Source organism: Streptomyces endophyticus, assembly GCF_035798155.1.
GTDB lineage: Bacteria > Actinomycetota > Actinomycetes > Streptomycetales > Streptomycetaceae > Streptomyces > Streptomyces endophyticus.
This window is the reverse complement of sequence record NZ_JAOZYC010000039.1, coordinates 1-7,030: the sequence shown is the minus strand read 5'-3', so window position 1 is coordinate 7,030 and position 7,030 is coordinate 1. Positions and strand designations below refer to the sequence as shown.

At 70.9% G+C, this 7,030-nt stretch carries 7 protein-coding genes and 1 pseudogene; 6 read left to right on the top strand and 2 right to left on the bottom strand.

All coding sequences use genetic code 11. The features are described 5' to 3' along the window. Positions 1-618 (bottom strand): annotated as a pseudogene (locus tag OKJ99_RS07025) (FUSC family protein); the annotation flags it as partial. A 164-nt stretch (positions 619-782) separates the two neighbouring features. Here OKJ99_RS07025 and OKJ99_RS07020 point away from each other — a divergent pair. The 5 genes from OKJ99_RS07020 to OKJ99_RS07000 all read left to right on the top strand — a co-directional run bounded on the left by OKJ99_RS07020 (position 783) and on the right by OKJ99_RS07000 (position 4,718). Further along, the gene (locus tag OKJ99_RS07020) at positions 783-1,340 is read left to right on the top strand and encodes a DUF5134 domain-containing protein (protein ID WP_326014918.1); all 558 of its coding nucleotides are present in this window, start codon (positions 783-785) and stop codon (positions 1,338-1,340) included. Between the two features lie 86 nt (positions 1,341-1,426). Then, positions 1,427-2,362 (top strand): M56 family metallopeptidase, encoded by a 936-nt coding sequence (locus OKJ99_RS07015; RefSeq protein WP_326014917.1) that lies wholly within the window; start codon positions 1,427-1,429, stop codon positions 2,360-2,362. A 62-nt stretch (positions 2,363-2,424) separates the two neighbouring features. Continuing rightward, positions 2,425-3,108, top strand: a complete 684-nt coding sequence (locus OKJ99_RS07010) for a phosphatase PAP2 family protein (RefSeq protein WP_326014916.1) — start codon at positions 2,425-2,427, stop codon at positions 3,106-3,108. 33 nt (positions 3,109-3,141) lie between these two features. Beyond that, positions 3,142-3,837, top strand: a complete 696-nt coding sequence (locus tag OKJ99_RS07005; protein WP_326014915.1) for an HAD family hydrolase — start codon at positions 3,142-3,144, stop codon at positions 3,835-3,837. A gap of 164 nt (positions 3,838-4,001) precedes the next feature. Continuing rightward, the gene (locus OKJ99_RS07000; protein ID WP_326014914.1) at positions 4,002-4,718 is read left to right on the top strand and encodes a TetR/AcrR family transcriptional regulator; all 717 of its coding nucleotides are present in this window, start codon (positions 4,002-4,004) and stop codon (positions 4,716-4,718) included. Here OKJ99_RS07000 and OKJ99_RS06995 read toward each other — a convergent pair. Further along, positions 4,706-6,205 carry an LVIVD repeat-containing protein gene (locus OKJ99_RS06995; RefSeq protein ID WP_326014913.1) on the bottom strand — a complete coding sequence of 500 codons (1,500 nt, stop codon included), beginning with the start codon at positions 6,203-6,205 and terminating at the stop codon, positions 4,706-4,708. The two genes, OKJ99_RS07000 and OKJ99_RS06995, sit on opposite strands and share 13 nt — an antisense overlap. A gap of 108 nt (positions 6,206-6,313) precedes the next feature. Here OKJ99_RS06995 and OKJ99_RS06990 point away from each other — a divergent pair, with 108 nt between their 5' ends. Further along, entirely contained in the window at positions 6,314-6,958 is a 645-nt protein-coding gene (locus OKJ99_RS06990) for a DUF305 domain-containing protein (RefSeq protein WP_326014912.1), read from the top strand. The last annotated feature ends 72 nt before the right edge of the window (positions 6,959-7,030 follow it).

Below are 7,030 nucleotides of genomic sequence, written 5' to 3'. Positions count from 1 at the left end.
GGCGTGCTCGGGCCGCTCGACGTACGCGGCGGCGGCGTTCAGCGCGCGGGCGGTGGCGCGGCGCTCGGGCCCGTGGGGGCGGACGACGGCGGGGGCCATGCCCACGATCCAGGACACGGCACCGGCGGCCAGCGTCAGCGCCAGGTGGCCCGGCACCTGCCCGAGGGTCTGTGGGGCGAACAGCGTCGCGGAGCTAATGAACGTGAAGATCAGGGGTCCGGGCGGCCCGATCCGCGTGGCGTCGCACAGCGTCTTCTGTACGGCGGCGAGCAGCGCGCCGATGGCGACGAGGACAGCAGCGGACGAGGTCAGCGAGGCGGAGACCAGGGCGACGGTGATGCTCGCGAGCATCCCGGCGACCACCCACGCCAGCGCACGCGCGCGTGCCGCGTACGGGAGGTTGTGCCCGTACAGGGCGCACAGGCTGCCCGCCATCGTGTACATGGCCAGGTCGAGCCGGCCCAGGGCGAGCAGCGCCATGTTCGGTATCGCGGTGGCGACGACCACGCTGGTCGCGGGCTTGAGCCAGACGTCCGACGGCTTGTTGAGGCGCAGCACTCCGGCGAGCGGGAGGCGATGGACGGCGGGGGTGCGAGGTGTCGGTGGTGTGCTGCTCATAAGAAAACCTTAGCAGGTGTTTTACACGTAAACGATCCATCGTGACCGGATGCACAATCCACCCGCGCGACCACCCGTGCTCCCCTGCGCCGCCATACGCCCCTGTCCGCCTGGGCATCTCCCTGACGGACACCGACGACGAGACGGACAAGATGGGGGACCCGGTGCACGGACCGCTCTCGGCCGCCTGGCTGCTGGTCGCGCTGTGCGCGGCGACCGGCGCGTACTGCCTGCTGCGCCTGCGCAGCGGCGTCGAGGAGCAGCGCCGCACGGCCGGCGGCGAGGCCCTGATGGGATTCGGGATGGCGCTGATGGCCGTCCCGGCGGCGGTGCTCACGCCCCCGCACTGGGCGTGGCTGCTGTACGCGAGCGTGTTCGGGGCCGCCGCGCTCCGTGCCCTGTGGGCCGCCCGGACGGGAACCCATCACCTGCATCACCTGGTGGGCACGTTCGCCATGGCGTACATGGCGGTGGCGATGGCCGTCCGCCCGGAGGCCCACGCGCACCACGGCGGCGCGGGCGCCCCTGCTCTCACGGGCGCTCTCCTCCTCTACTTCACGGTCTACGTCCTGTGGTCGGGCGCCCGCCTCGTTCCCGCCGCGCCGGCCACAACGGCCACCGGCCCGACGGCCGTCGCCGGCTGGGGCGACCGCCCGGAACTGGCGCGGGCGTGCCGGCTCTCGATGGGGATCGGGATGGTCGCGATGCTGCTGACGATGTAGCGGGCCGATCAACGAAACCGTGGCGTGCGTCACTTGGCGCGCCAGGCCATACCCGTGGGTAGCGCGGGCCTCATAGGGTGACGGCCATGACGGTCCCCGTAGCACTGTTGCTGCTCGGCGCCCTTGCCGCCCTGGTCGCGCCGAGGCTGCTCGCGCGCGCGGACTGGACGGAGCGGGAGCCGATCGTCGCGCTGTGGGCGTGGCAGTGCGTGGTGGCGGGCGTGCTGCTGTGCTGCGCCCTGTCGATGACGTTGAGCGCGGCGGCTGCCTGGGGCGCCGTGCGCGGCCATGTGTTCGCCGCGGCGCCGCACGGGGTCGTGGACGCGTACGCGCTGCGTGCGGCGGGGCCGTGGGCGGCGACCGTCGCGGTGACGCTCGCCCTGGGCGGGGCGTGGACGGCGGCGATGCTGGTGCGCGAGGTACGGAACGCGCGGGCGAGGCGGCGTGCGAGGCGGGCCGAACTGCTGGACCGCGCACCGCTGTTGCCGGGCGAGGAGCCGGGGCCCGACCGTCTCGTCATCCTGGAGGGCAAGCGGCCCGACGCCTGGTGGATGTCGGGCACGACGCCCCAACTGGTCATCACCACAGCCGCGTTGCAGCGCCTGAAGGGGCGTCAACTGGACGCGGTGCTCGCGCACGAGATGGGTCACGCGCGCTGGCGGCACGACTGGCTGTTGCACTGTTCGGGCGCGTTGGCATCCGGTTTTCCGCAGGTTCTGGTGTTCGCCTCGTTTCGGAACGAGATGCACCGCCTGGTGGAGCTGGCGGCGGACGACGTCGCCTCGCGGCGCTTCGGGCGCATGAGCATCGCCCTCGCGCTGGTCGAACTCAACGAGGACCGTGGAGTGTTCGGGCCCTGCCCGACGCCGCACGCACAGGTCCCGCAGCGCGTGCACCGGCTGCTCGCGCCGCCCTCCCGCCTGACCCCCGGACACCGGCTGCGCCTGACGGCGGCCGCGGCGCTGATCCCGCTCATCCCGCTCCTGGTCACCTTCGTTCCCGCGTTGCGGGCACTGGGATAGCACCACGCCGCTGCGGCCACCGGGATGGCCCGCACGGCGCCCGATGGGCGAGGATCGTCCCCATGCACCCGGTACGGCTCGACTCCCCGCCCCGACGCCCCCGATCCGCCGTCCTCGCGCTGACCATCGCACTGACCGTGGCCTCCGTACTCCTGCTCGTCCCGGTGGCGCTTCGGTGGAGTCCGCTGATGCGCCTCGACCGGGACGTCGCCCGCTCGCTGCACGGCCGGGCCCTCGCCGAACCCGGCGTCACACGCGTCAACCGCGTCCTGACCGACTGGGTGTGGGACCCCTGGACGATGCGAGTGCTGTGCGCGGTGATCGTGCTGGCCCTCGTCTGGCGGCTGCGGGACTGGCTGCTCGCGGGCTGGGTGGCGGCCACCTGCCTGGTCGGCACACTGCTGCAACAGGGCCTGAAGGCGGCCGTCGACCGGCCACGCCCAGTGTGGCGCGACCCGGTGGACTCGGCGCACTACGCCGCGTTCCCTTCGGGACACGCGATGACGGCGACCGTGGTGTGCGCGCTCGTCCTGTGGCTGCTGCGGCGGTACGGGGCCGGGCGCACGCTGTGGCGCACCGCGCTCACGCTCGCCGTGGTGTCGGTGCTCGGCGTCGGCCTGACGCGCCTGTGGCTGGGGGTGCACTGGCCGTCGGACGTGCTGGGCGGCTGGCTGCTCGGGGCGCTGACGGTGGTGGTGTCCACGGCGGCGTACGGCAGGTGGGTCGGGGCCAACGCTCGTGCTTGACCAGGGCGTTCGGCACACCGGAGGATCGACGGCATGACGATCAAAGCCGTGCTGTTCGACTTCTCCGGAACGCTCTTCCGTATCGAATCCACCGAGTCCTGGCTGCGCGCCGTGCTCGACGAGAGGGAACTCGCGCTGTCAGCCGACGAGTTCACGCGTGCGGCCGAGGGCCTGGAGGCGGCGGGGGCGCTGCCGGGCGGCAGCACGCATCAGGTGAACGTGCCCGAGCACCTCGCGGAGCTCGTCGCCGTCCGCGACGTGGACGCCTCGCGGCACCGCGCCGCGTACACGGGCCTCGCCCGCCAGGTGCCGCTGCCCGACGAGCGGCTCTACGACGCCCTGTACGACCGGCACATGACGCCCGCCGCCTGGCGGCCCTACCCGGACGCCCGCGAGGTGCTCGCAGGGCTGCGCGAGCGTGGCGTCCCGGTGGCCGTGGTCAGCAACATCGGCTGGGACCCGCGCCCGGTCTTCGCGGGGCACGGCCTCGACGCGTTCGTCGACGCGTACGTCCTGTCGTACCGGCACGGGGTCACGAAACCGGATCCGCGGCTGTTCGCGGCGGCGTGCGAGGAGTTGGGCGTGGCGCCCGGTGACGCGCTGATGGTGGGCGACGACCGGCACGCGGACGGCGGGGCCGCGGAGCTGGGCTGCGCGGTGCACTTCGTCGACCACTTGCCGGCCGAGGCCCGTCCTGACGGGCTGCGGCCGGTACTCGGCCTGATCTGAGCCGCCCTCGTCCGACGCCGCCGCGCATGACACAGCCGTATTCGGACGATCCCCCGCGTCGCCCGAATACGGCCGGCCCTCCCGCGCGCACCGCGCCCAACAGGCCGGTGGCCGGGAAGCGCTGAGTATAGTTGGCTGAGAGCCAGTCAACGCAGGAGTCAAGAATGTCCCCCCGCAGCGCATCGGTCAATGAGGAGTTGCGCCGACGTTCCCGCGAACGGCTCCTGCAGGCGACGCTGGAGCTCGTCGGGGAGCGCGGGTACGACGCGACGACGCTCGGCGACATCGCGGACCGCGCTCGTTCGGCCCGCGGTCTGGTCTCGTACTACTTCCCGGGCAAGCGGCAGTTGCTGCAGTCCGCCGTGCACCGGCTGATGCACCGCACCCTGGAGGAGACGCTGGAGCGGGCGCCGCGGCCCGGACTCGACGACGGGGACGAGCGGCTGGCCCGTGCGATCGACGCGATCCTCGGCCTCGCCCGCGACCAACCCGTCCTGATGCGCACGCACATGGCGGGGATCCTGCAGGCAGAGGGCTTTGTGCAGTGCCCGGAGCAGCAGCGGCTCGCGGCACTGCTGCGGGACACCGTCGTGCGGCACGGGACGCTCGACGTCGACACGGACTATCCGCTGCTGCGCGCCCTGTTGATGGGCGCCGTGTTCTCGATCCTGGTGCCCGGCGTGCCGATGTCGATGACGGCGCTGCGCGCCGAGCTGTTCCGCCGCTACGACCTGGAGTGGCAGTGGGGCTTCCCGCCGGACGACGAGGATGACGCGTCGTCCGACGAGAGCCCCGCTCACGGCAGACCGGCCGATTTCTCGCGCTACTTCGAGCCGCTGTCACCGGCCGTCAACGGCGAGCGGACCGGTCAGCCGAAGTAGTCCGGCTGCGTCTGGACGTTCAGCTCACCCAGGCGGATCTTCTTCGCCGGGTCGGTGCGGGCATCGCTGACCTTCAGGACGTCGAAGCCCTTCGCGATGTCGTTCGAGTAGATGTAGCCGTTGTAGTAGTACGCCGACCAGGAGCCGCCCGTCGTCATCTTGTCCGTGGTGAGCGGGCCGCGCTCGAAGTAGCCGATCTCCTTGGGCTTGGCGGAGTCGGTGAAGTCCCAGACGGAGACGCCGCCCTGGTACCAGGCCTGCACCATGAGGTCCTTGCCCTTGACCGGGATCAGCGAGCCGTTGTGCGCGACACAGTTCTCGGTGTCGGCCTGGTGGCGCGGGATCTTGAAGTAGCTCTTGAAGACGAGCTTGCGCTTGTCGCCCTTGCCGGTGATGTCGTAGATGCCGTCGGCGCCGCGGTCCGGGCCGATGGCCTCGTTGCAGGTGGCCGCGCCACCGCCGCCCAACTCGTCGGTGAAGACGACCTTGTTGGCCTTCTGGTTGAAGGTCGCCGAGTGCCAGAACGCGAAGTTGACGTTGTCCTGGACCTGGTCGATGACCTTCGGGTTCTCCGGGTCCGCGATGGAGAACAGGATGCCGTCGCCCATGCAGGCGCCCGCCGCGAGGTCCTTGGAGGGCAGGACCGTGATGTCGTGGCAGCCGGTGGTCTTGGAGACACCCGGGTTGGTGGGCGCGCCGGGGTTGCCGCCGCCGTCCTCCCCGTCACCGGGGAAGAGGACCGGGAAGTTCACCACGGCCGCCTTCTGCGGCGCGTTGCGGGGCACCTTGATGACCGAGATGCCGTCGTGCGGCGGCTTGCAGTCGGGGAACGTCGCGCTCGGCGAGTACGAGGAGACGTACACGTAGACGTTCTTCTTCTCCGGCACCAGGGTGTGCGTGTGCGAGCCGCACGCGGTCTCGACGGCGGAGACGTACTTCGGGTTCTTCTTGTCGCTGATGTCGAAGACCTTCATGCCCTCCCAGGACGACTTCTCGGTCGCCGGCTGGGTGGTGGAGGCACAGGAGTCGTCGCTGCGGGAGCTGTCCGTGGACAGGAACAGCAGGTTCCCGGAGACGGAGACGTCGTTCTGGGAGCCGGGACACAGCACCTGGGCAACCGTCTTCGGTGCCTTCGGGTCGCTGATGTCGAAGACGCGGAACCCATCGTAGTTCCCGGCGAAGGCGTACTTGCCCTGGAAGGCGAGGTCCGAGTTGGTGCCGGGCAGCGCGTCCTTGGGGATGTTGGTGACGTGCTGGATGTTGTCCGAGTGGACGATCTCGTCCTGGCCGGGTATGTCGCCGGCGGATATCGCCTTCTCGACCTCGGCCTCGGTGCTCTTCGAAACACTCTTGGGCGCGGACGACTTGTCGCCCGGGTCGGGCGTCGCCGAGACGGGGCCCGCGGCGAGCAGCGCCGCGAGGAGTCCGGCCGCCGCGGTGGCAACTCCCAGGCGTCTGCGCCGTGTTCGGGGGGAGTACAGGGTCACTGTTGTCTCCTTGGGTGGCTGTGACTTCGCTCGTACGTGAACGATTCACGGATCTCCCCGAGTATCGTCTTCCTCATGCACAGATCAATAGGTGGCAACGCAATCGTCATGAAAGTTGCCGCCGCCGCGCTGGCGGCGGTGTCGGCGCTGGCATTGACCGGGTGCGACTCGGGCGGCTCGGACGACGCGGGCAAGGCCAACTCCCGTGTGTCCGAAGGACCTTCGGTCATCGCGCCGGGCAAGCCGGGCGGCGCGGCCGAGACCTTGTCGGCCAAGGACGCCAAGCGGCGCGGTGCGGACGACACCCCGAACTCCGCCGACGTCACCTACGCGCAGATGATGATCCCGCACCACGAGCAGGCCCTGAAGATGACCCGACTGGCCCCGAAGCAGGCCCGGTCGGCGCAGGTCAAGGGGCTCGCCGAGCGGATCACCGCCGCGCAGGGGCCGGAGATCGAGACGATGCGCGGCTGGCTGCAGAAGTACGGCCGCGACACCGCTCCCGACGGCCACCAGGCGCACGACACGATGCCGGGGATGGCGACGGAGGCGCAGCTGAAGAAGTTGCGGGCCGCCCGGGGCGAGGCGTTCGACGAGCTGTTCCTGAAGCTGATGATCACGCACCACCAGGGGGCCGTGACGATGGCCACGGAGGTCAAGAGCGGCGGGAACAACGTGCAGGTGGAAGAGATGGCCGACGATGTGATCGCGCAGCAGACCACCGAGATCGAGCGGATGCGCGACATGACCTAGGGCCTGTCGTCAAACTCCCGTCGTCGCCCGAAGGGCGGCGCCGCGGCGTCTGGTGCGTGCGATCGCAAGGCG